At 66.7% G+C, this 20,732-nt stretch carries 22 protein-coding genes; 12 read left to right on the forward strand and 10 right to left on the reverse strand.

Going from position 1 to position 20,732, the window contains the following annotated elements; genetic code table 11:
• Nucleotides 1–44 precede the first annotated feature (44 nt).
• The 3 genes from HMPREF2914_RS11805 to cbpA all read left to right on the forward strand — a co-directional run bounded on the left by HMPREF2914_RS11805 (nucleotide 45) and on the right by cbpA (nucleotide 1,792).
• A complete protein-coding gene (locus tag HMPREF2914_RS11805; RefSeq protein ID WP_003095090.1) occupies nucleotides 45–392 on the forward strand; it encodes a pentapeptide repeat-containing protein in 348 nt (115 codons plus the stop codon).
• A 225-nt stretch (nucleotides 393–617) separates the two neighbouring features.
• Nucleotides 618–890: a TfoX/Sxy family protein gene (locus HMPREF2914_RS11810; protein ID WP_003095094.1), complete on the forward strand. Its 273-nt coding sequence runs from the start codon at nucleotides 618–620 to the stop codon at nucleotides 888–890.
• A 104-nt stretch (nucleotides 891–994) separates the two neighbouring features.
• Nucleotides 995–1,792, forward strand: a complete 798-nt coding sequence (gene cbpA / locus HMPREF2914_RS11815; RefSeq protein WP_003095096.1) for a cAMP-binding protein CbpA — start codon at nucleotides 995–997, stop codon at nucleotides 1,790–1,792.
• 463 nt (nucleotides 1,793–2,255) lie between these two features.
• On the opposite strand, the gene HMPREF2914_RS11820 is transcribed toward cbpA, so the two are convergent.
• From HMPREF2914_RS11820 to HMPREF2914_RS11840, 5 genes are read right to left on the reverse strand one after another with little or no spacing between them, the layout of a single operon-like run.
• On the reverse strand, nucleotides 2,256–3,143 hold the full coding sequence (locus HMPREF2914_RS11820) for a ChaN family lipoprotein (protein ID WP_023980525.1): 888 nt from the start codon (nucleotides 3,141–3,143) through the stop codon (nucleotides 2,256–2,258).
• Nucleotides 3,144–3,153: 10 nt separating this feature from the next.
• Nucleotides 3,154–3,921, reverse strand: a complete 768-nt coding sequence (locus HMPREF2914_RS11825) for a heme ABC transporter ATP-binding protein (protein ID WP_023092629.1) — start codon at nucleotides 3,919–3,921, stop codon at nucleotides 3,154–3,156.
• The gene (locus HMPREF2914_RS11830) at nucleotides 3,921–4,904 is read right to left on the reverse strand and encodes a FecCD family ABC transporter permease (RefSeq protein ID WP_003121063.1); all 984 of its coding nucleotides are present in this window, start codon (nucleotides 4,902–4,904) and stop codon (nucleotides 3,921–3,923) included. The genes HMPREF2914_RS11825 and HMPREF2914_RS11830 overlap by 1 nt, the downstream gene beginning before the upstream one ends.
• Before the next feature lie 50 nt (nucleotides 4,905–4,954).
• Nucleotides 4,955–5,848, reverse strand: a complete 894-nt coding sequence (locus HMPREF2914_RS11835; RefSeq protein WP_023092630.1) for a hemin ABC transporter substrate-binding protein — start codon at nucleotides 5,846–5,848, stop codon at nucleotides 4,955–4,957.
• Between the two features lie 9 nt (nucleotides 5,849–5,857).
• A complete protein-coding gene (locus HMPREF2914_RS11840) occupies nucleotides 5,858–6,922 on the reverse strand; it encodes a hemin-degrading factor (RefSeq protein ID WP_023092631.1) in 1,065 nt (354 codons plus the stop codon).
• Between the two features lie 180 nt (nucleotides 6,923–7,102).
• On the opposite strand from HMPREF2914_RS11840, the gene phuR reads away from it, so the two are divergent.
• The 3 genes from phuR to HMPREF2914_RS11855 all read left to right on the forward strand — a co-directional run bounded on the left by phuR (nucleotide 7,103) and on the right by HMPREF2914_RS11855 (nucleotide 10,440).
• On the forward strand, nucleotides 7,103–9,397 hold the full coding sequence (gene phuR, locus HMPREF2914_RS11845; protein ID WP_023092632.1) for a heme/hemoglobin uptake receptor PhuR: 2,295 nt from the start codon (nucleotides 7,103–7,105) through the stop codon (nucleotides 9,395–9,397).
• 102 nt (nucleotides 9,398–9,499) lie between these two features.
• A complete protein-coding gene (locus HMPREF2914_RS11850) occupies nucleotides 9,500–9,847 on the forward strand; it encodes a Rieske (2Fe-2S) protein (protein WP_073668231.1) in 348 nt (115 codons plus the stop codon).
• A gap of 80 nt (nucleotides 9,848–9,927) precedes the next feature.
• Nucleotides 9,928–10,440, forward strand: coding sequence for a DUF4136 domain-containing protein (locus HMPREF2914_RS11855; RefSeq protein WP_003095104.1), 513 nt, complete (start codon nucleotides 9,928–9,930; stop codon nucleotides 10,438–10,440).
• A gap of 3 nt (nucleotides 10,441–10,443) precedes the next feature.
• Here HMPREF2914_RS11855 and HMPREF2914_RS11860 read toward each other — a convergent pair whose 3' ends face one another.
• Nucleotides 10,444–10,893 carry a DUF4345 family protein gene (locus HMPREF2914_RS11860; RefSeq protein ID WP_004365359.1) on the reverse strand — a complete coding sequence of 150 codons (450 nt, stop codon included), beginning with the start codon at nucleotides 10,891–10,893 and terminating at the stop codon, nucleotides 10,444–10,446.
• Nucleotides 10,894–11,142: 249 nt separating this feature from the next.
• Between HMPREF2914_RS11860 and HMPREF2914_RS11865 the strand changes: the two genes are divergently transcribed.
• Complete coding sequence (locus HMPREF2914_RS11865) at nucleotides 11,143–11,592, forward strand: DUF411 domain-containing protein (protein WP_003095106.1); 450 nt, start codon at nucleotides 11,143–11,145, stop codon at nucleotides 11,590–11,592.
• Nucleotides 11,593–11,650: 58 nt separating this feature from the next.
• Here HMPREF2914_RS11865 and alaC read toward each other — a convergent pair whose 3' ends face one another.
• Nucleotides 11,651–12,886 (reverse strand): alanine transaminase, encoded by a 1,236-nt coding sequence (alaC, locus tag HMPREF2914_RS11870; protein WP_004365361.1) that lies wholly within the window; start codon nucleotides 12,884–12,886, stop codon nucleotides 11,651–11,653.
• A gap of 169 nt (nucleotides 12,887–13,055) precedes the next feature.
• Here alaC and HMPREF2914_RS11875 point away from each other — a divergent pair, with 169 nt between their 5' ends.
• Together HMPREF2914_RS11875 and HMPREF2914_RS11880 are read left to right on the forward strand one after the other, a co-directional pair.
• Nucleotides 13,056–13,910 (forward strand): PhzF family phenazine biosynthesis protein, encoded by an 855-nt coding sequence (locus tag HMPREF2914_RS11875; protein WP_019485572.1) that lies wholly within the window; start codon nucleotides 13,056–13,058, stop codon nucleotides 13,908–13,910.
• Nucleotides 13,911–13,977: 67 nt separating this feature from the next.
• Nucleotides 13,978–14,871 carry a KPN_02809 family neutral zinc metallopeptidase gene (locus HMPREF2914_RS11880; RefSeq protein WP_003095112.1) on the forward strand — a complete coding sequence of 298 codons (894 nt, stop codon included), beginning with the start codon at nucleotides 13,978–13,980 and terminating at the stop codon, nucleotides 14,869–14,871.
• A 50-nt stretch (nucleotides 14,872–14,921) separates the two neighbouring features.
• Here HMPREF2914_RS11880 and HMPREF2914_RS11885 read toward each other — a convergent pair whose 3' ends face one another.
• On the reverse strand, nucleotides 14,922–15,368 hold the full coding sequence (locus tag HMPREF2914_RS11885; RefSeq protein WP_238328596.1) for a hypothetical protein: 447 nt from the start codon (nucleotides 15,366–15,368) through the stop codon (nucleotides 14,922–14,924).
• Between the two features lie 413 nt (nucleotides 15,369–15,781).
• Here HMPREF2914_RS11885 and HMPREF2914_RS11890 point away from each other — a divergent pair, with 413 nt between their 5' ends.
• A complete protein-coding gene (locus HMPREF2914_RS11890) occupies nucleotides 15,782–17,077 on the forward strand; it encodes an NCS2 family permease (protein ID WP_003095114.1) in 1,296 nt (431 codons plus the stop codon).
• Entirely contained in the window at nucleotides 17,074–18,165 is a 1,092-nt protein-coding gene (trmA, locus tag HMPREF2914_RS11895) for a tRNA (uridine(54)-C5)-methyltransferase TrmA (protein WP_023092634.1), read from the forward strand. Before HMPREF2914_RS11890 ends, trmA begins: the two co-directional genes overlap by 4 nt.
• A gap of 33 nt (nucleotides 18,166–18,198) precedes the next feature.
• Here the strand turns inward: trmA and sfsA are convergent, their stop codons facing one another.
• Both sfsA and HMPREF2914_RS11905 read right to left on the reverse strand, forming a co-directional pair.
• Complete coding sequence (gene sfsA / locus HMPREF2914_RS11900) at nucleotides 18,199–18,906, reverse strand: DNA/RNA nuclease SfsA (protein ID WP_003100180.1); 708 nt, start codon at nucleotides 18,904–18,906, stop codon at nucleotides 18,199–18,201.
• Nucleotides 18,906–20,078 carry a pyridoxal phosphate-dependent aminotransferase gene (locus tag HMPREF2914_RS11905; protein WP_003095120.1) on the reverse strand — a complete coding sequence of 391 codons (1,173 nt, stop codon included), beginning with the start codon at nucleotides 20,076–20,078 and terminating at the stop codon, nucleotides 18,906–18,908. The genes sfsA and HMPREF2914_RS11905 overlap by 1 nt, the downstream gene beginning before the upstream one ends.
• 192 nt (nucleotides 20,079–20,270) lie before the next feature.
• Here HMPREF2914_RS11905 and dksA point away from each other — a divergent pair, with 192 nt between their 5' ends.
• On the forward strand, nucleotides 20,271–20,717 hold the full coding sequence (gene dksA, locus HMPREF2914_RS11910) for an RNA polymerase-binding protein DksA (protein WP_003095122.1): 447 nt from the start codon (nucleotides 20,271–20,273) through the stop codon (nucleotides 20,715–20,717).
• Nucleotides 20,718–20,732 lie beyond the last annotated feature (15 nt).

Raw genomic sequence — 20,732 nt, forward strand, 5'->3', positions numbered from 1 at the left:
GCTCTTCTATACTCACGGCGAGCCTTCTGCGCAGGACGCCGCCCATGAACTCGCCCCGTCAGCTCGACTCGCCGCTCTACCAACTGCTCCACGCCGAAGACATCGAAGGCTTCAACCGACAGAAGCCGGCCGACGGCTGGATCGACCTGGCCGGCGGCGACTTCCGCGGCCTTGACCTGCGTCTGCTGGATGCCGCCCGCGTCGACTTCAGCGATGCCTATTTCCGCGGCGCCGACCTGCGCGGCGTGGATCTGCGCGAGGCGCGCCTGGAGGGCGCCAGCCTGGCCCATGCGCAGATATCCGGTACGTATTTCCCGTTGCGCCTGGCGCCGGACGAGATCCGCATGTCGGTGAACTTCGGCACCCGCCTGCGCTACCTGCCGGAGCCCTGAGAAGCGGAAGGACCACGCCAGGCCACGTTTTGCCGGGAGGCCGCTACACTTCTGGCAGGTACCCGGCCGGCTGAGGATCGGTCCCGGACCGCCTACGCCGGATCGTAAGGGCGAAGGCCGCTCGCGTCGGCCATCTCGCTCCATCGCGCCGGCCCTGTCGGCTCCGGACCGGTTCCAGGCAGTTCCGCGCCATCACGCTTCTGAGCGGCATCGCAAGGACCGACGATGAACGACGAACTGCTGAATCTGAAAAACCTCGGGAAAACCTCGACCCAATGGTTGCATGCCGTGGGTATCCACAGCGCCACCGATCTGCGTCGGCTCGGCTCGGTGGGAGCCTATCGCGCGGTCCGCGCGCGCGGCTTCCGAGCCTCGAAAGTCTTGCTCTATGCCATCGAAGGCGCACTCCTCGACGTTCACTGGAACGAGCTGTCCCCAGACCACAAGGCCGCACTGCTCGGCGAGCTGGAGACTTTCCCCGTGCGAAACAAGAGCTAGCTCACACCTGCCACGGGAAGATATTTACTCCCCCCGGGCGCCCACCTATCGTCTCGTGGACGTTCGTACCTCCTCTCCCGACCAGGCAGCTCAAGGAAATGGCCATGTATCTACTCGGCGAGCAACCGGCTTATGCCGACCAATTGATCAATCGCCTGCAGGGAATCCCTCACCGCTTGCTCGAAGGCCTGGCACCCAGCGGCCCCGCCCTGGAACTGGAACGTAGCGACGACCTGGAACGCGAGCTGCCCGCCGACCAGGTATTCCTGGTGGAAAGCGGCCTGCTGCATGCGCTGGTCGACGAACGCCCACTGTTCTACCTCCAGGAAGGCGACCTCCTCGGCCTTCGACGCGGACTCGAGCTCCCCGCCTGCCGGCATGCCAACGAAGAACCGATCCGCCTGCTGCCCTATTCGCGCGATGCGCTGCTCCAGCACATCCATGCTGACCAGGAACGTCAGGAACTGCTATTGCAGTACCTGATCGGACAGACTGCCCTGCTCGGCGATGCGCTGGCGCACCTGAAGCAGCCGGAAGTCCGCCCGGCCACCGGCTTCCGCCACTTCGCCGCGGGCGAGGCGCTGATCCGCCAGGGCGACGATGCGGATCATGTATTCATCATCATCGAAGGGCACGCCGAAGCGCTGGTGGACGGCCAGAAAGTCGGCGATGTGCAGAAGGACGAGATCTTCGGCGCCATGGCCGTGTTCACTCGCGAGAAACGCAGCGCCACGGTGGTCGCCAGCGAACCCTGCACGGTGATGGTGATTCCCAAGGAGCAGTTCCTCGGCCTTATGCAGAACAACCCGCGAATCGCCCATAGCCTGATCGAAGGCATGGCCCGGCGGATAGACCTGCTTAACCGGGAAGTGACCCAGCTGCGCCTGCGCCGCAGCGCCTGAGGCCCATTCCAGAGGACTCGCGACTAGCTAGCAGAAAAGTTTGGCGAAAGCGTTTGACATGGAAATGAGAATCATTATTATGTCACTCAACTGGTCGCGAGATCAGCCGGTAAGCTGAGAGACCCACGCAGTCGGACTCTTCAGATTATCTCCTCATCAGGCTAATCACGGTTTTTGACCCGGCACTTTGCCGGGTCTTTTTTTGCCTGCGATTCGGCCGGAGACGACCGTTCATCGGCTGGCGATGGAATGAATGAGAACCGGCTTGACCTGATAATGAGAATAGTTATTATTACACCAACTGGTCGCGAGGCCAGCAGGTAAGCTGAGAGACCAAGCAGTCGGACTCTTCAGATTATCTCCTCATCAGGCTAATCACGGTTTCGACCCGGCACTTTGCCGGGTCTTTTTTTGCCCGCGAAAACGTAGCGCGATACGCGGCTCCAGGCCTCGCGCCCTTCCTTCAACGTGTCTTCTTCATCTCCGCGCAATAGTCCTTGTCCGGCTGTGCCGGCGTGTACCAGGCGTAGTCGGCCTCACGCGTCGTTACCGCCTGCCCGGCCTCGACCAGCATCAGTACCTGAGTGCCCTTCTCCGCACCAAGGTCGCGCAGGTGGACCGGTACGCCGAGGTCGCGCCGGGCGTGGAAGCTGCCGGCGACGAGCATCGCCGGCCGCGGCGCATCGCGAAGACGCTCGGCCATGCGGCGGTCGCGTTGCTGCTGGACGGCGAGCATCGCCGGCAATTGATCGTCGGGAAGCATGCCGCAGTGGGATTCGCGAATCTGCGCAAGCAGCGGCAGGCGCACGCTGTCACGCCTGGAGGCCGTTCCGGGAAGCGGCGGACGCTCCCTGTAGATGCGCATGATCTCGCTCCGCTGGAGGTTCGCCGCCAGCAACGGCGCGGGTTGCGCAACCGCCCAGGACACCAGGGGTCCGTACTGCGTCCAGTCCCAAGCTTTCTGCCAGTCCAGGGCCTGCTCCAGGTTCGCCACCGGCTTGCCGGACCCGAGTTGTACGCGGACCGCATCCACCCGTGGTTGCTGGCCGGGATCGAGCATTTCCAGCAGCAGGCTGCCCTGCGCCCGATATTCGCCCAGGGCCTGCGCCAGCCACAGTTCCACGGCATGATGATCGGGATTGTCGTGCTTCTCGCCGACGATCACTCGCGGCGCGGCCGCCAGGCGTGCGACCAGTTGCTGCGGGCTCAGCGTCACGCCGCTGCGCAATTCGACGATTCGTCCCGTCTGCGGATCGTCGCGCCCTTCCGGGCTCTGCCAATCAGGCAGCGGCGGCAGTTGGGACTGGCAGCCGCCCAGCAGCAGACAGAAAGCGAACAGGCGAATGCGCATGGCGACTCCTTCAACGGGTGACGATCAGCGGATGACCTCGCTCGGGATGACGCTGGACCAGGACCTCGAGGCCGAACACCGCGCGCAACGGCTCGGGGCGCAGGACTTCCTCGGGCGTACCGAGCAGGTGCGGGCGACCATTCTGCAACAGCAGCAGGCGGTCGCAATAGCGCGCGGCCAGGTTGAGATCGTGGAGGATCACCAGCACCGAGGCACCGCGGCGGGCGAAATCATGCACCGCCTGCAGGGTAGTGTGCTGGTGCAGCGGGTCGAGCGCCGAGGTCGGTTCGTCGAGCAGCAGCACCTGCCCCGGCTCGCCCGGCCACAGCTGCGCCAGCACCCGCGCCAGGTGCACGCGCTGGCGTTCGCCGCCGGACAGCGCCAGGTAGCTGCGCCCGGCCAGATGGCTGGCGTCGGCCGCCGCCAAGGCCTCGGCGACGATCTGCACATCGCGCTCGCGGCCGCTGGAATGGGGCAGCCGACCGAAGCCGACCACCGCCTCCACCGGAAAGGCGAAGCCCAGCGACGAACTCTGCGGCAGCACCGCCAGGCGCTGCGCGCGAGCGACGCCCGGCCAGTCGTCGAGGCCGCGCTCGTCGAGCAGCACCAGCCCTTCGGCCGGCTCCAGTTCGCCACAGAGAGCGCCAAGCAAGGTGCTCTTGCCAGCGCCGTTGGGGCCGAGTACGCCGAGCATCTCGCCAGGCCGCAGCTCCAGCTCGAGGCCTTCCAGTACAGTCTTTCCGCCACGGCGGATGGACAGGTTCTCCACGCGCAGCATCAGGCCCGCCCCCGCAATAGCAGATAAAGGAAGAACGGCGCGCCGATCAGTGCCGTGACGATGCCGATCGGCAACTCCGCCGGAGCCAGCGCCAGGCGCGCCAGCAGGTCGGCAAGCAGCAGGAGAATGGCGCCGGCCATCATCGAGGCCGGCAGCAACGTCCGATGATCCGGACCGGCAACCAGACGGATCAGGTGCGGCACCACCAGGCCGATGAAGCCGATCATCCCCGCAGCCGCCACTGCGGCGCCGACGCCGAGGGCAGTGCAAAGCACCAGTTCGGCCTTCAATCGCTCGACGTCGAAGCCCAGGTGACGGGCCTCGGACTCGCCGAGCAGCAGTGCGTTCAGCGCATCTGCCCGGCGCGGTAGCCAGCAGGCCACCAGCAGCGCCACCAGCAGCAGCGGCCAGAGTCGTGGGTAGCTGGCGCCGTTCAGGCTGCCCAGGTTCCAGAAGGTCAGGGTACGCAAGGTGGCGTCATCGGCGAGATAGGTAAACAGTCCGATCACCGCGCCGGACAGTGCGGTCAAGGCGATCCCTGCCAACAACATGGTGGCCACGCTGGTCTGGCCATCGCGGCGGCCAAGCCGATAGACCAGCCAGGTCACCCCCAGGCCGCCGCCGAAGGCGCACAGCGACAGCAGGTAAGGCGCGAGGAACGCCGGCAAGCCGCCCAGCGAGGCGCCGAATACGATGGCCAGCGCCGCGCCGAGGGCCGCGCCGCTGGACACCCCGACCAGCCCTGGATCGGCCAGCGGGTTGCGGAACAGGCCCTGCATCGCCACCCCGGACAGCGCCAGCACCGCGCCCACGGCCAGGCCGAGCAGGGTCCGCGGCAGGCGGATCTGGCCGAGGATCATTTCCGCCTGGGCCAGGCCCGTTCCATCGAGCGGCAGCCCGGCCAGGCGCAGCGCGGCGCGCAGGGTATCGCCCAGCGGCAGGCTGACGGGACCGAGGGCGAGGGACAACCAGAGGACCAACACGAGCGAAATCCCCAGCGCACCGAACAGTGCGCGGGGACGAACAACCGATTTCAATGGGCGGCTTCCGTACTCAGCGGTTTCGCGGAAGGATAAAAGGCTGCGGAGAGAGCCGCCAGGCCATCCGGCAGGCGCGGACCGAGGCCGCCCACCAGGAGCGTCGGGTCCAGCACCAGCAGACGTCCGTCACGCGCCGCGCGGGTAGCGGCGAGGCCGGGGTTCTGCTTGAGCAGCGCGGCACGCGCCGCATCACCTTCGAGGCTGCGGTCGGCGATCACCACCGCGGCCGGATCGAGCGCGGCCAGGGCTTCCACCGAGATCGGCTTGTAACCCTCATGGGTAGCCAGGTTGTGTGCTCCGGCCCGGTTCAGGACCCAATCGCCGCCGGTATTGCGCCCGGCTACCAGCAACTGACCGCCGGCGTTGCCGATCACCAGCAGGACGCCCGGGGCCGGCTGGCTCTTCTGCGCGGCCGCGATCCAGTCCGCCTGGCGCCGCAGCCGCTGACGATAGTCAAGTTCGGCGGCCTCGGCGCGCTGGGGCACGCCGAGCCAGTCGCCGAGCTTCTTCAGGTTGCTTTCCAGTGCCTCCAGATCCGGCTTGGCGGAGAGGGTCTCGACCCGCACGCCGGCGCCTTCGAGCTGCTTGAGTACCGGCGGAGGCCCCATTTCCTCGGTGCCGATGAGGATATCCGGACGCAACGCCAGCACGCCCTCGGCAGCCAGTTGGCGCTGGTAGCCGACGCTCGGCAACTGTTTCAGCGCCTGCGGATGCTGGCTGGTGGTGTCCACCCCGACCAGCTTGCTCTCGCCGCCCAGCGCCACCACCCATTCGCTCAGCGAGCCGCCCGCGCTCACCCAGCGTTGCGGCAGCTCGGCGGCCTGGGCCATGCCGGTGCCGAGCAGGATGCCCAGCGCCAACCCGTTGAATAGTCGATCGATACGCATGATCTCTCCTCAGAGCGCCTTGAAGGATTCGGCCAGTTCGCGCCAGTCGTCGCGCTCGGGCTCGCCGGGCTTGCGCGCGCCGAACAGTTGCACGATCAGTTCGCCGTCGGCGTCGAAGGCCTCCCAACTGGTTACGATGCCATCGGTGCTCGGCTTGCGCACCCGCCAAAGCTCGGCGATGCCGGTGGTCTTCAGGTGCAGGTTGAATTCCGGATCGAGCACGTTGAACCAGTCGTCCAGCCACTTCAGGTTGCACACAGGCCCGGTATGGATCTGGATGCAGTGGGCGTTGCCGACGAACACCATGATCGGCAACCCGCTTTCGGCCGCCGCTTCGAAGAGTTTCGCCAGGTCGCCATTGTCCAGGCGCTCGGCCCATTCGCCGCCAGCCAGGCGCAGCGCCTGGGTGCGCTGCGCGCCATGCTTCTTCAGCAGGGCGTGGAAATGATGGGTGTCCTTCAACGCGGCCCAGCCTTCGCGCAAGGCTACGGCATCGATCTGCGCATCGACGAGCGTCGCAGCCGGTGCGCGGGGTTCGTGCAGCGCCAGCACGGCATCCTGCTCGGCAGCCCACAGGCGCTCGACCAGCGGCTCCCAGGCGCGGACGTCGCTGGCCTCGGTAAGGAACACCTTGTGCACCGCCACGCCCTGCTGGTCGAACACCTGGATGCTGCGCTGAGTACCCCGCGATGCCTCCTCGGCAATGGCGAAGACGGCGTTCCAGCCCCCCAGGAACAGGCGCAGGTCGATATCCGGCGAGACCACCAGGCCCATCTGCCCATTGGCAGAGACCGTCACTTCGCGATACGGCCCCTTGCGTTCGTGGACGCAATGCTCGTTGCGGGTCAGCGCCATGATCGGCCCCAGTTCGCCGAGCGCCGGCAGCAAGGCGGCCCAGTCCGGCCGCAGGCGCACGGCATCGATGCCGACCCGGCTGGCGACCAGCTCGCCTTCGCTGACCTGCAACAGCGCGGCGGCGTCGCGCGCGCGTAGCTGCGGTCGCTCGGCGCGCAGGTCCTGCCAGGCGCGGTAAAGCTCGGCAGGGGAATGGGAAAGGCTGGGAGTGCTGCTCATCGACGGTTCCTCGGGCATATCCGGTTCGGTCGCGCTACGCGCAAAAACAGGTGAACTTTGCCACAAAACGCATATCTGAATCCATTTGATAATTATTTGCATTAGCGTTTTTCTGGCAGTACCTTGTGCGCCCGACGTCCCCCTGGCTATTCGCCACCGGCCCGACCCAAGGAGTCCCACATGCCGCTCTCCCCGCCCTTCGCCCTGCGCCCCTGCCTGGCCCTGCTGTTGCTCAGCCCTTCCCTGGCTCTGGCGGGGAACGCCGTCCCGCTGACCCCGACCACCATCACCGCCACCCGTACCGAGCAGGCAGTGGATTCGGTGCCGAGCACCGTCAGCGTGCAGACCCGCGAACAACTGGACCGGCAGAACGTCAACAACATCAAGGAACTGGTGCGCTACGAACCGGGAGTCTCGGTCGGCGGCGCCGGCCAGCGTGCCGGGATCACCGGCTACAACATCCGCGGCATCGACGGGAACCGCATCCTTACGCAGATCGACGGGGTCGAACTGCCCAACGACTTCTTCAGCGGCCCCTACGCGCAGACCCACCGCAACTACGTCGATCCGGACATCGTAAAGCGCGTGGAAATCCTTCGCGGCCCGGCCTCGGCGCTGTACGGCAGCAACGCCATCGGCGGCGCGGTGAGCTACTTCACCCTCGACCCGTCGGACATCATCAAGGACGGCAAGGACGTCGGCGCCCGGCTGAAGGCCGGCTACGAGTCGGCAAGCCACTCCTGGCTGACCTCGGCCACCGTCGCCGGCCGCGCCGACGACTTCGACGGCCTGCTGCATTATGGCTACCGCCAGGGCCACGAGACCGAATCCAACGGCGGCCACGGCGGCACCGGGCTCTCGCGCAGCGAAGCCAACCCGGAAGACGCCGACAGCTACAGCCTGCTCGGCAAGCTGGGCTGGAACTACGCCGAGGGCAGCCGCTTCGGGCTGGTCTTCGAGAAGTACAAGAGCGACGTCGATACCGACCAGAAGAGCGCCTATGGCGGCCCCTACGACAAGGGCAAGCCGGCCATCCCACCGAGCATGCTGCCGGGCGGCATGTACCAGTGGCGCAAGGGCAACGACACCCTGACTCGCGAGCGCTACGGCCTGGAGCACCATTTCCTGCTCGACAGCCCGGTCGCCGATCGCATCCAGTGGAGCCTGAACTACCAGTTGGCGAAGACCGACCAGGCGACCCGCGAGTTCTACTACCCGATCACCCGCAAGGTCCTGCGCACCCGCGACACTACCTACAAGGAACGCCTGTGGGTCTTCGACAGCCAGTTGGACAAGAGCTTCGCCATCGGCGAGACCGAGCACCTGCTGAGCTACGGGATCAATCTCAAGCACCAGAAGGTCACCGGCATGCGCAGCGGCACCGGCACCAACCTGGACACCGGCGCGGACAGCCCGCGCGATGCCCTGGAGCGCAGCAGCGACTTTCCCGATCCGACGGTGAAGACCTACGCCCTGTTCGCCCAGGACAGCATCAGCTGGAACGACTGGACCTTCACTCCCGGCCTGCGTTACGACTACACGCGCATGGAGCCGCACATCACCGAAGAGTTCCTGCGCACTATGAAGCAGAGCCAGAACACCGCGGTCGACGAGTCGGACAAGAAATGGCACCGGGTTTCGCCCAAGTTCGGCGTGACCTACGACTTCGCCCAGCACTACACCTGGTACGGCCAATACGCCCAGGGCTTCCGCACGCCCACCGCCAAGGCGCTGTACGGTCGATTCGAGAACCTGCAGGCGGGCTACCACATCGAGCCTAACCCCAACCTCAAGCCGGAAAAGAGCCAGAGCTTCGAGACCGGGCTGCGCGGCAAGTTCGACGAAGGCAGCTTCGGCGTGGCGGTGTTCTACAACAAATATCGCGACTTCATCGACGAAGACGCCCTGAATACCGATAGCACCGGCGGCAACGGCCAGACCTTCCAGTCCAACAACATCGAGCGTGCGGTGATCAAGGGCGTCGAACTCAAGGGCCGCCTGGAGCTGGGCGCCTTCGGCGCGCCGCAGGGACTCTACACCCAGGGCAGCGTGGCCTACGCCTACGGTCGCAACAAGGACAACGGCGAGCCGATCAACAGCGTCAACCCACTCACCGGAGTGTTCGGCCTGGGCTACGACGAAGCAGACGGCAACTACGGCGGGCTGCTCAGCTGGACCCTGGTCAAACGCAAGGACCGCGTCGACGACAGCACCTTCCACACCCCGGATGGCACCGCCAGCCAGTTCAAGACCCCGGGCTTCGGCGTCCTCGACCTCAGCGCCTACTACAGGCTGAGCAAGGACCTGACCCTCAACGCCGGTCTCTACAATCTGACCGACAAGAAATACTGGCTGTGGGATGACGTGCGCGGCTACGACAGCGTCGGCGAGGCTTCGGCGCTGGCCCCGGCCAACATCGACCGGCTGTCCCAGCCAGGCCGTAATTTAGCGGTCAACCTGGTCTGGGACATCTGACCCGTTACCCCTTCGCACACGGAAGTGCCCCCATACCCAGCGCCTGGCCATGCCGGGCGCTTTCCATGCCACAGGTGAAAGCCGTCCTCCGGATCAGGGATAATGATCCCGGCAAACGGAGCGCCCATGATCCACCTGTGTCCCTCTTCCTATCTCGCCGAAGGCAACAGCCGCGGCTTCCTCGTCGATGAGCGGCGGCTGTTCGCGGTGCGTCGCGACGGCCGCGCCTACATCTACCTGAACCGCTGCCCGCATCGCGGCATCCCGTTGGAGTGGCAGCCCGATGCCTTCCTCGACGACAGCGCCAGCCTGATCCGTTGCGCCAGCCACGGCGCGCTGTTCCTCATCGAGTCCGGCGAGTGCGTCGCCGGCCCCTGCGCTGGCGAGCGCTTGCGCGCCCTGCCCTGCCGGGAAGACGCCGAGGGCCTCTGGGTGGAGCTGGACGACTGACCCAACGGGGGATGGGCGGCAAGCCGCGAGGCAACGGCTAGGCTTGCGGCACAAAGATAAAAAAGAGGAAGGAACGCGCCATGCGCCGATTCAGCCTGCGCTTCGTCCTGCTGCTCCTGTTCGGCCTGCTGCTCTATGCCTGCCGCAATGAACCGGGCCCCGTACGGCTCGCCCCTGGCGTAACAGCGGCGGATTACCGGACTTTCTTCATCCAGGCGGTACGCGCCGAGGGGCACCGCATCGACTTCGAGGAGCGTTTCGATACGGCCGTGCGCCGCGCCCTGGAGGCCAAGGGCTATCGCTACCAGGCGGAACACGGCGACCTGCGGGTGATCTACGCCCTCGGCCTGCAACGCCAGCCGGGCCTGGAAATGCGACCGGTGATCACCCAGGATGGCGTCTTCACCCAGACCCAACTGACCGAAGACACCGAGGCCAGGCTGGCGCTGCGCATCCTTGACGAAAGCAACGGCAGGGTCCTTCTGGAAAGCGTGCTGAGCCGCCAGCTGCACGATCCGGCGCTGACCCAGGAAGCGTTCGACCGCGGCGTCGCGCAATTGCTGAAGGACTTCCCGAGTCGCAGTCAACCTTGAATGTCACAGGCCGTCGAAGTCGTCCTCGCGGCGCTCGGTGTTCTCGCCGGGCGTCGACAGCCGGGGCGGCCGCCGTTGCAGCCACCACAGGGCGGCGATCCCCAGGGCAGCCATTGCGCCGCGGAACAGCAGGCCGAACAGGTTGCCGTCGGCCTCCATCCCGCCCTCGATCCAGGCAATCAATAGCCGCGACAGGGTCAGGATCGATTGCAGCAGCACTACCAGGATCAACGCCGGCTGCACCAGCGAAGCCCGGCGCAGGGCGAACAGCAGGAACAACGCCAGGGCGAACTGATGGCCGCCATAGAACACCCGCGCATCGCTGACCGCCGAAGGCTCCATCAGCAGCATGCCACTGAGATTGGCCATCTCGTAGGGACGCACCCAGTACAGCACTCCCAGCGCGCCCCATACCAGCGCCTGAACCAGCAAAACCAAACGGGCGAAGAGCATCCCCTTTCTCCTCGGGCCTGTTGCCCCCAGCGGTCAGTTCGACACCGGCGGCGCACGCCCCGGCAACCCTAAGGACAGCAGACCCAAACCGCGCCGACGAGTTCGCTGCGACAATCCGTCCCTGCCCAACGGCAACCCGGCGCGGCGGGCAGCGCATCGCTTCGTCACAAGTGGATACAGCTCACCGGCTGGGTGGCGGCGGGTGCCAGCGGTATGCTCCCGGCATTCGCTCGCAGCAAGGAGAATCCCATGCGCCGCTTCGCACCCCTGGCCGTCCTGGCCGCCACCCTGCTCCACGGTTCCCTGGTCCAGGCCGCCGAACCGCTGGCCATCGACGTCCACCGCGACGCCAACTGCGGCTGCTGCAAGGACTGGATCAAGCACCTCGAAGCCAACGGTTTCAAGGTCACCGACCATGTGGAAGCAGACATGAGCGCAGTCAAGAGCCGCCTCGGCGTGCCCTACAGCATGGGCTCCTGTCATACCGGAGTGATCGACGGCAAGTTCGTCGAAGGCCACGTGCCGGCAGCCGACATCCTCAAGCTGCGCGAACGTGCCGACCTGGTCGGCGCCGCCGTACCGGGCATGCCGGTCGGCTCGCCGGGCATGGAAATGGGCGACCGCCAGGACGCCTACCAGGTCGTCGGCCTGACCAGGAGCGGCCAGGCCTCGGTACTGGCGGAGTACCCGGGACGCTAACGAAAACGCCGTTTCCCCCAGGGGAAACGGCGTTTTTCCTTGTAGCAGGGCGTGAGGATCACTCCGCCAGGCTATCGACCTTCCTCTGCGGCGACAGCAGCCCGTCGGCGCGGAACATCGACTTGATCCCGCGCACCGCCTGGCGCAGGCGGTCGCGGTTCTCGATCAGGGCGAAACGCACATGATCGTCGCCGTAGTCGCCGAAGCCGATCCCCGGCGACACCGAGACCTTGGCGTCCTGCAACAGCTTCTTGGCGAACTCCAGCGAGCCCAGATGCGCGTAGGGCTCGGGGATCTTCGCCCAGACGTACATCGAGGCCTTCGGGTTCTCCACCATCCAGCCGGCCTCGCGCAGCCCCTTCACCAGGACGTCGCGGCGCTGCTGGTACTGCCGGGCGATATCGCGGACGCACTGCTGGTCGCCTTCCAGAGCGGCGATGGCCGCCACCTGCAGGGGCGTGAAGGTGCCGTAGTCGTGGTAGCTCTTGATCCGCGCCAGGGCCGAGACCAGCTCGGGATTGCCGACCATGAAGCCGATCCGCCAGCCGGCCATGTTGTAGCTCTTCGACAGGGTGAAGAACTCCACGGCGATGTCCTTGGCGCCCGGCACCTGCATGATCGACGGCGCTTTCCAGCCGTCGTAGACGATGTCGGCATAGGCCAGGTCGTGCACGACCATCACGTCGTACTGCTTGGCCAGCGCCACCACGCGCTCGAAGAAGTCCAGCTCGACGCACTGCGCGGTCGGGTTGGAGGGGAAGCCGAGAATCATCATGCGTGGCTTGGGAATCGATTCACGGATCGCCCGTTCCAGCTCGTTGAAGAAATCGATGCCCGGCACCAGCGGCACCGAGCGCACTTGGGCGCCGGCGATCACCGCACCGTAGATATGGATCGGATAGCTCGGGTTGGGCACGAGGATGGTGTCGCCATGGTCGAGGGTCGCCAGCATCAGGTGCGCCAGGCCTTCCTTGGAGCCGATGGTGACGATGGCTTCGCTTTCCGGGTCGATCTGCACGTCGTAGCGGTCGCGGTACCAGTGCGAGATGGCCCGGCGCAGGCGCGGGATGCCGCGCGAGGTGGAGTAGCCATGGGTGTCTTCGCGCTGGGCGACGGTGCAGAGCTTCTCGACGATATGCGGCGGGGTCGGCCCGTCGGGATTGCCCATGCTCAGGTCGATGATGTCCTCGCCACGGCGACGAGCGGCCATCTTCAGTTCGGCGGTGATATTGAAAACGTAGGGGGGAAGGCGGTCGATGCGCGCGAAACGGCGCGCAGGGCGTGATTCAGCCATGCTGTCCTCGGAGTAACGTAAGCGCCCGGAACCGTCCGAGCGACGCCGGCCGCTGCGGCGGCCTGGAAAGCACCAGCCAGGCGCTTTCTTGTCGGCGAACATAAAGGCCGATAGGCTGCTTGTCGAGTCCCCCCTCGCGTTTTTCATTCCATTTCACAGGAAAAGGCCCATGTCCCGACGCTACTGGCAACTCGATGTGTTCGCCGAGCGTCCGCTCACCGGCAACGGCCTGGCCGTGTTCGACGACGCCAGCGCCCTCGATGACGCCGCCATGCAGGCCTGGACCCGCGAACTGCGCCAGTTCGAGTCGATCTTCCTGCTGCCGGGCGACGACCCACGGGCCTTCGGCGCACGGATCTTCACCCTGGAGGAAGAACTGCCGTTCGCCGGCCACCCGCTGCTCGGCGCCGCCGCCCTGCTCCATCACCTGCGCGGCGGCGACAACGAACAGCACTGGACGCTGCACCTGGCCAGCAAGTCGGTGGCCCTGCGCAGCGTGCGGGCGGGCAGCGGTTTCTACGCCGAGATGGACCAGGGCCGCGCCGAATTCGGCGCCACCCCGGACGCCGGGACCTGCCGCTGGTTCGCCGAAGCCTTCTCGCTATCGGCCAACGACCTGTCCGGGCATCCACCGCGGGTGGTGAGCACCGGCCTGCCCTACCTGCTCCTGCCGGTAACCGCCGAGGCGCTGGGTCGAGCCCGTCAGGTCAACGATTTGCAAGAAGCCCTGGATAAACTCGGCGCGGCGTTTGTCTATCTGCTCGACGTCGACGGGCGCGAGGGCCGCACCTGGGACAACCTGGGGCTGGTGGAAGACGTGGCTACCGGCAGCGCTGCCGGTCCGGTCGCCGCCTACCTGGTGGAATACGGGCTTGCCGCGCGCGGCGAACCCTTCGTCCTGCACCAGGGACGCTTCCTCGACCGGCCGAGCCGGCTCGACGTCCAGGTCGCGACAGACGGCGGCGTCAGGGTCGGCGGCCACGTCCAACTGCTCGCCCGCGCCGAGCTGCTGACCTCGGCCTGACGGTCGGGGTGGCGCTGGCGGCGGACGACGACAACACTGAAGAAGCGAAACGTACAGGAGAACCGCCATGCTGTGGCGCAAAGGACGACGCAGTGACAACGTGATTGATGCCCGGGGTGAAGGAGGCGCAGGCGGCGGTGGCGGCATGCGCATCGGCGGCAAGGGCCTCAGCCTGGGTGGGGTGGCCATCGTGGTGGTGGTAGGCCTGCTGATGGGCCAGGACCCGATGCAGATCCTCGGGTCGCTGCTCGGCCAGATGGACAGCCCGGCGCCGGCCACCCAACAGCAGGCCGGCGGTCGGGCCCCGGCGGCCAACGACGAGCAGAGCGAGTTCGTCCGCTCGATCCTCGGCGACACCGAGGATACCTGGGAACAGATCTTCGCCAGCGGCCAGGCACAATACCAACAGCCCAAGCTGGTGCTGTTCAGCAATGGGGTGAATTCCGCCTGCGGCTTCGCCTCGTCGGCCACCGGGCCGTTCTACTGTCCGGCCGACCGCCGGGTCTACCTCGACCTGGAGTTCTTCCGCGAGATGGAACAGCGCTTCTCCGCCGCCGGCGACTTCGCCCAGGCCTATGTGATCGCCCACGAGGTCGGCCACCACGTGCAGAACCTGATGGGCATCTCGGCCAAGATCAACGCAGCCCGCCAGCGCGGCGCGCGCATGGAGGGCGCCAACGGCCTGTCGGTACGCCAGGAACTGCAGGCGGACTGCTTCGCCGGGGTCTGGGCCAACCGTGCACAGCAGCGGCTGAACTGGCTGGAGCCGGGCGACATCGAGGAAGCCCTGAACGCCGCCAACGCCATCGGCGACGATCGCCTGCAACGCCAGGGCCGCGGCATGGTGGTGCCGGACTCCTTCACCCATGGCTCCTCGGCGCAACGCATGCGCTGGTTCAAGACCGGCTTCGAGAGCGGCTCGCCGGCCAGTTGCGATACCTTCAAGGCCCAGACGCTCTGAGCCTCGCCGCCAGCCGGGCGCTTAGCGCCCCGGCTGGCTTCCCAGCGTATTCAACTGATCGGCCAGTTCCCTGGCCTCGTAGGCCGAAGCCAACCCGTCGAGATAGACCTTGCCGTTGCGGATCGGCTCGCGCACCCGCGGCGCCAGGCGCAGGCGCCCGTCCACCAGTACCGCGAGAGTGCGCCCCGGGCCTCGCCGGTCAGCGCGGCCAGGCGGCGGGCGGCCGGTTCGGTGAAGGTGACTTCGACGCCGGGTCGACCGTTCTGGTCGTACAGGACCTCGGCGCGGAGTACGTCAGCCTGGGTCAGGCTGGGCTTCAGCGCTACCAGCATGGCCTTGCCCTGCGGGTCGGCCAGGGTGCGGAACGCCGCGGAAGGCGTGCTGGCGGTGGCATAGACCCCGAAGCTGTGCTGCGGGATCGGCAGCGGATCGCTGGCGCAGGCGGCCAGCAGCAGCGCCAGGCCCAGCGGAAGGAGTGCGAGTTTCGAGCGTTTCATGATGAGGTACTGCAGAAAACCTGGGCGGAGCGTCCGTCCGGACGCCAACGCCTATGTTAACGCCGCCCGCGCCGGGCGGGCGAGCAGGGCCTTCCGCGAGGCGACGATCGACTAGACTGGCGGAAATTCACCCCTCTCCCGCGAACTGGTATGATGCGCGCCTTTTCGAGCCGTATGAACCCCACGCAGGCCGCCGCGAGGCCCCTGGCGTGCGTGGGTCGTTTCATGCGGCTCGCGCATTTTCGGGACTCAGCCGTCTGCCGGGATCGTTCGCGGTACCGCGCCGACGAGACAGCGATGCAACGCCCGCCACGCGGAAATTCGGTTTTCCCTGGTCGGCGGCCGGCTCCACGGCCGGCCACTTCTGCTGGCGCCATGGGGATCGTTGCAGAGCACATTCAGGGGAATCCAACATGCTGGAAAAGCTGTTTCAACTAAAGGCGCACAACACCACGGTGCGCACCGAGATCCTGGCGGGGATCACCACCTTCCTGACCATGGCCTACATCCTCTTCGTCAACCCGAGCATCCTCGGCGAGACCGGCATGGACAAGGGCGCGGTGTTCGTCGCCACCTGCCTGGCAGCGGCCATCGGCTCGACCATCATGGGCCTGATCGCCAACTACCCGATCGCCCTGGCCCCCGGCATGGGCCTCAACGCCTTCTTCACCTACACCGTGGTGCTGCACATGGGCCACAGCTGGCAGGTCGCGCTGGGCGCAGTGTTCATTTCCGCCACCATGTTCTTCCTGCTGTCGATCTTTCGCATCCGCGAATGGATCATCAACAGCATCCCCCTGCCGCTGCGCTCGGCGATCGCCGCCGGCATCGGCCTGTTCCTCGCACTGATTGCCCTGCAGAACGCCGGCATCGTGGTGGACAACCCGGCAACCCTGATCGGCATGGGCGACCTGACCAAGCCGGCACCGATCCTCGCCACCCTCGGCTTCATCCTGATCGTCGCCCTGGAGGCGCGTAGCGTCACCGGCGCGGTGCTGATCGGTATCCTGGTGGTCACCGCCATCGCCATCCTGCTCGGCGTGACCCAGTTCGGCGGCGTGGTCTCGATGCCGCCGTCGCTGGCGCCGACCTTCCTCCAACTGGACATCAAGGGCGCGCTGGACATCGGCCTGGTCAGCGTGATCTTCGCCTTCCTCTTCGTCGACCTGTTCGACAACTCCGGCACCCTGATCGGCGTCGCCAAGCGCGCCGGACTGATGGGCAAGGACGGCCACATGCCGAAGATGGGCCGCGCGCTGATCGCCGACAGTACCGCCGCCATGGGCGGCTCGCTGCTGGGCACCTCGACCACCACCAGCTACATCGAGTCCGCCGCGGGCGTCAGCGCCGGCGGCCGCACCGGCCTGACCGCCATCGTCGTCGCCATCCTGTTCCTCCTCGCGCTGTTCTTCGCCCCGCTGGCCGGCAGCGTACCGGCCTTCGCCACCGCCCCGGCGCTGCTCTTCGTCGCCGTGCTGATGGCCTCGGGCCTGGCAGAGATCGACTGGGAAGACATCACCGTCGCCGCGCCGGTGGTCGTCACCGCGCTGGCCATGCCGTTCACCTATTCGATCGCCACCGGCATCGCCTTCGGCTTCATTTCCTGGACCGCGATCAAGGTGCTGTCCGGGCGCTGGCGCGAACTGAACCCGGCGCTGGTGATCCTCTCCGTCCTGTTCGTGATCAAGCTGGGCTTCTTCAACGCATGAGCCGTCCACAGTTCGCCCCCAGCGCCTACGCCGCGCAACTGGAAGACAAGAAGTCCCGCCTCGCCGGTTTGCTGGCCCCGTTCGCGGCACCCGCGCCGGAGGTCTTCGAGTCGCCGCGCGAGCATTACCGGCTGCGCGCCGAATTCCGCCTGTGGCGGGAAACCGGCAACGAGAAGCGTCACTACGCGATGTTCGAGCAGGGCGACAAGCACACGCCGATCCTGATCGAGGATTTCCCCATCGCCAGCCGCCGCATCAACGAACTGATGCCGCGCCTGAAGGCGGCCTGGGCCGACCCGGCGCTGGGCTTCAAGCTGTTCCAGGTGGAGTTTCTCACCACCCTGGCCGGCGACGCGCTGATCACCCTCTGCTACCACCGGCCGATCGACGACGCCTGGCGACAGGCAGCGGAAAAGCTGGCGGCGGAACTGGGCGTGAACCTGGTCGGGCGTTCGCGCGGCAAGCGTATCGTCGTCGGACGCGACTATGTGGAGGAGGAACTGTCGGTCGCCGGCCGGCGCTTCCGCTACCGCCAGCCCGAGGGGGCTTTCACCCAGCCCAACGGCGAGGTCAACCAGAAGATGCTCGGCTGGGCCTACGAGGCGCTCGGCCAGCGCGACGACGACCTGCTCGAACTGTACTGCGGCAACGGCAACTTCACCCTGCCCCTGGCCACCCGGGTACGCAAGGTGCTGGCCACCGAGATCAGCAAGTCCTCGGTCAATGCGGCGCTGGCCAACCTGGCCGACAACGCGGTGGACAACGTCAGCCTGGTGCGCCTGTCGGCCGAAGAGCTGACCCAGGCGCTGAACGAGGTTCGCCCGTTCCGCCGCCTGGCCGACATCGACCTGAAGAGCTACGCCTTCGGCAGTGTCTTCGTCGATCCGCCACGAGCCGGCATGGATCCGGACACCTGCGAGCTGACCCGGCGCTTCGAGCGCATCCTGTACATTTCGTGCAACCCGGAAACCCTGGCGCAGAACATCGCCCAACTGCACGACACGCACCGGATCAGCCGCTGCGCGCTGTTCGACCAGTTCCCCTACACCCACCACATGGAAAGCGGCGTCCTGCTCGAACGCCGCTGAGCGAGTGGCCGCGCCCCACGGCGCGGCCATGCCTCAGAGTCGCACCGGGAGGCGCCGCGCCAGGTGCAATCCTTCCGTCGTCACCTCGGCGCCATAGGCCAGCACCTCGACGCCCGCTTGCGCCGCCTCGCGCAACGCCTTGCCATAGGCTGGATCGATCTCGTCGGCGGGGCGCACCGCCTCGACCCCGGAAAGGTTCACGCAGTACAGCTGCACCGCGCGGATCCCCTCCCGCGCCAGCGCCGCCAGTTCGCGCAGGTGCTTGGCGCCGCGCAGCGTCACCGCGTCGGGAAAGGCCGCCACGGCGGTTTCGTCGAAGCCCAGGGTGACGCTCTTCACCTCGATGAACAGTGCGCCCGTGGGGTATTCCAGGCGAAAGTCGGCGCGACTGTTCTCCACGCCGTAGGCCACTTCCCGGCGCAGAGCGGTGAAACCGGCAAGCTCCGCGATGTCCCCGGCCAGCAGCGCCTCCTCTACCAGGCGGTTGGCCCGCGCCGTGTTGACGCAGGCCAGGCGGCCCTGCGGGGTCTCGCTCAGCTCCCAGGTCCCCGGCAGCTTGCGCTTGGGGTCGTTGGAGCGGCTGAACCAGACTCGGCAACCTTCGCTCATGCAATTGAGCATCGAACCGGTATTCGGACAGTGGATGGTCAGGCGCTCGCCGCCGGCGCTCTCGATATCGGCGAGGAAACGCTTGTAGCGACGCAGCAGGCGGCCTTCTTCCAGTGGCTGCTCGAAACGCATCAGGGTCGCCAGTTCTTCAGGCCGCGGGCGATCCGCTCCACCGCTTCCTGCAGGCGCGGCAGGTTCTGGGTATAGGCGAAACGCACGTGGTGGCCGGCCTGGTGGCGGCCGAAATCCAGCCCCGGGGTGAAGGCGACGTGCTCGGTCTCGATGAAGTGCTTGCAGAAGGCGTAGGCATCGCCGCCGAACGCGCTGATATCGGCGTAGAGATAGAAGGCGCCTTCCGGCTCCACGGCGATTCCGAAACCCAGCTCGCGCAGGGCCGGCAGGAGGAAGTCGCGACGGCGGGCGAACTCTTCGCGACGCTCTTCGAGAATGGCGATGGTGGTCGGCTCGAAACAGGCCAGCGCGGCCTGCTGGGCCATGCTCGGCGCGCTGATGTAGAGGTTCTGCGCCAGCTTCTCCAGCTCAGGCACCGCCGCTGCCGGCGCCACCAGCCAGCCCAGGCGCCAGCCGGTCATGCCGAAATACTTGGAAAAACTATTCAGGACGAAAGCGTCGTCGTCGACTTCCAGCACCGAGGCGGCGTCCACGCCATAGGTCAGGCCGTGATAGATCTCGTCCACCACCAGGTGCCCGCCGCGGGCCTTCAAGGCGCCCGACAGGCCGGCCAGTTCGTCGCGATCGAGCAGGGTCCCGGTCGGATTCGCCGGCGTCGCCACCAGAGCGCCTACACTGTCTGAATCCCAGTGCCGCTCGATGAGATCCGGCGTCAGTTGGTAACGGCTGTCCGGCCCCACCGGCACCAGTTGCGCGGCGCCTTCCACCAGGCGCAGGAAATGCCTGTTGCACGGGTAGCCCGGGTCGGCGAGCAACCAGTGGCGGCCGGGGTCGACCAGCAAGCTGCTGGCCAGCAGCAGGGCGCCGGAACCGCCCGGAGTGACCAGCACGCGCTGTGGGTCGAGGTCGACCCCGTAGCGTTCGCCGTAGAATTTCGCGATCGCCTCGCGCAGCGCCGGCAGGCCGCGGGCGGCGGTGTAGCGGGTATGCCCGGCGGCCAGGGCGGCGCGCCCGGCCTCGACGATCGGCTCGGCCGTGGTGAAGTCCGGCTCGCCGATCTCCAGGTGGATCACATCGTGGCCGGCGGCCTGCAACTCGTTGGCCCGCGCCAGCAGGGCCATGACATGGAAAGGCTCGATGGCCCGACTGCGCGCGCTATAGGAGGTAGCCATGGATATTCCGAACTTTGCGAGGAAAAACCGATTCTAACCAAGCCATTACGCGGGCGACACCAGCCTCGACAACCGGGAGTAGCGCCAAGGTTATCGTTCTGGTAAGTTCGCCCGCTTGCGACCGCGGGGCCGGAGAGCCGGCGAGGGAACCCTGCCGCGGACAGGATTAGCGAAAGTGAGAGGCGGCCATTCATGTCCACCAAAGCAAAACAACAGAGCAGCCAGCAGATGACCCGCGGCTTCGAACCCTATCAGGAAACCAAGGGCGAGGAGTACATGAGCGAGCGCATGCGCGCGCACTTCACCGCGATCCTGAACAAATGGAAACAGGAGCTGATGGAAGAGGTCGACCGTACCGTGCATCACATGCAGGACGAAGCGGCCAACTTCCCCGATCCGGCCGACCGCGCCAGCCAGGAAGAAGAATTCAGCCTGGAACTGCGCGCCCGCGACCGCGAGCGCAAGCTGATCAAGAAGATCGACGAGACCCTGCAACTGATCGAAGACGAAGAGTACGGCTGGTGCGACTCCTGCGGCGTCGAGATCGGCATCCGTCGCCTGGAGGCGCGCCCCACCGCGACCCTCTGCATCGACTGCAAGACCCTCGCGGAAATCCGCGAGAAGCAACTCGGCTCCTGAGCCGGACCGACGGGG

It is taken from the genome of Pseudomonas sp. HMSC067G02, from assembly GCF_001813485.1.
Lineage (GTDB): Bacteria > Pseudomonadota > Gammaproteobacteria > Pseudomonadales > Pseudomonadaceae > Pseudomonas > Pseudomonas aeruginosa.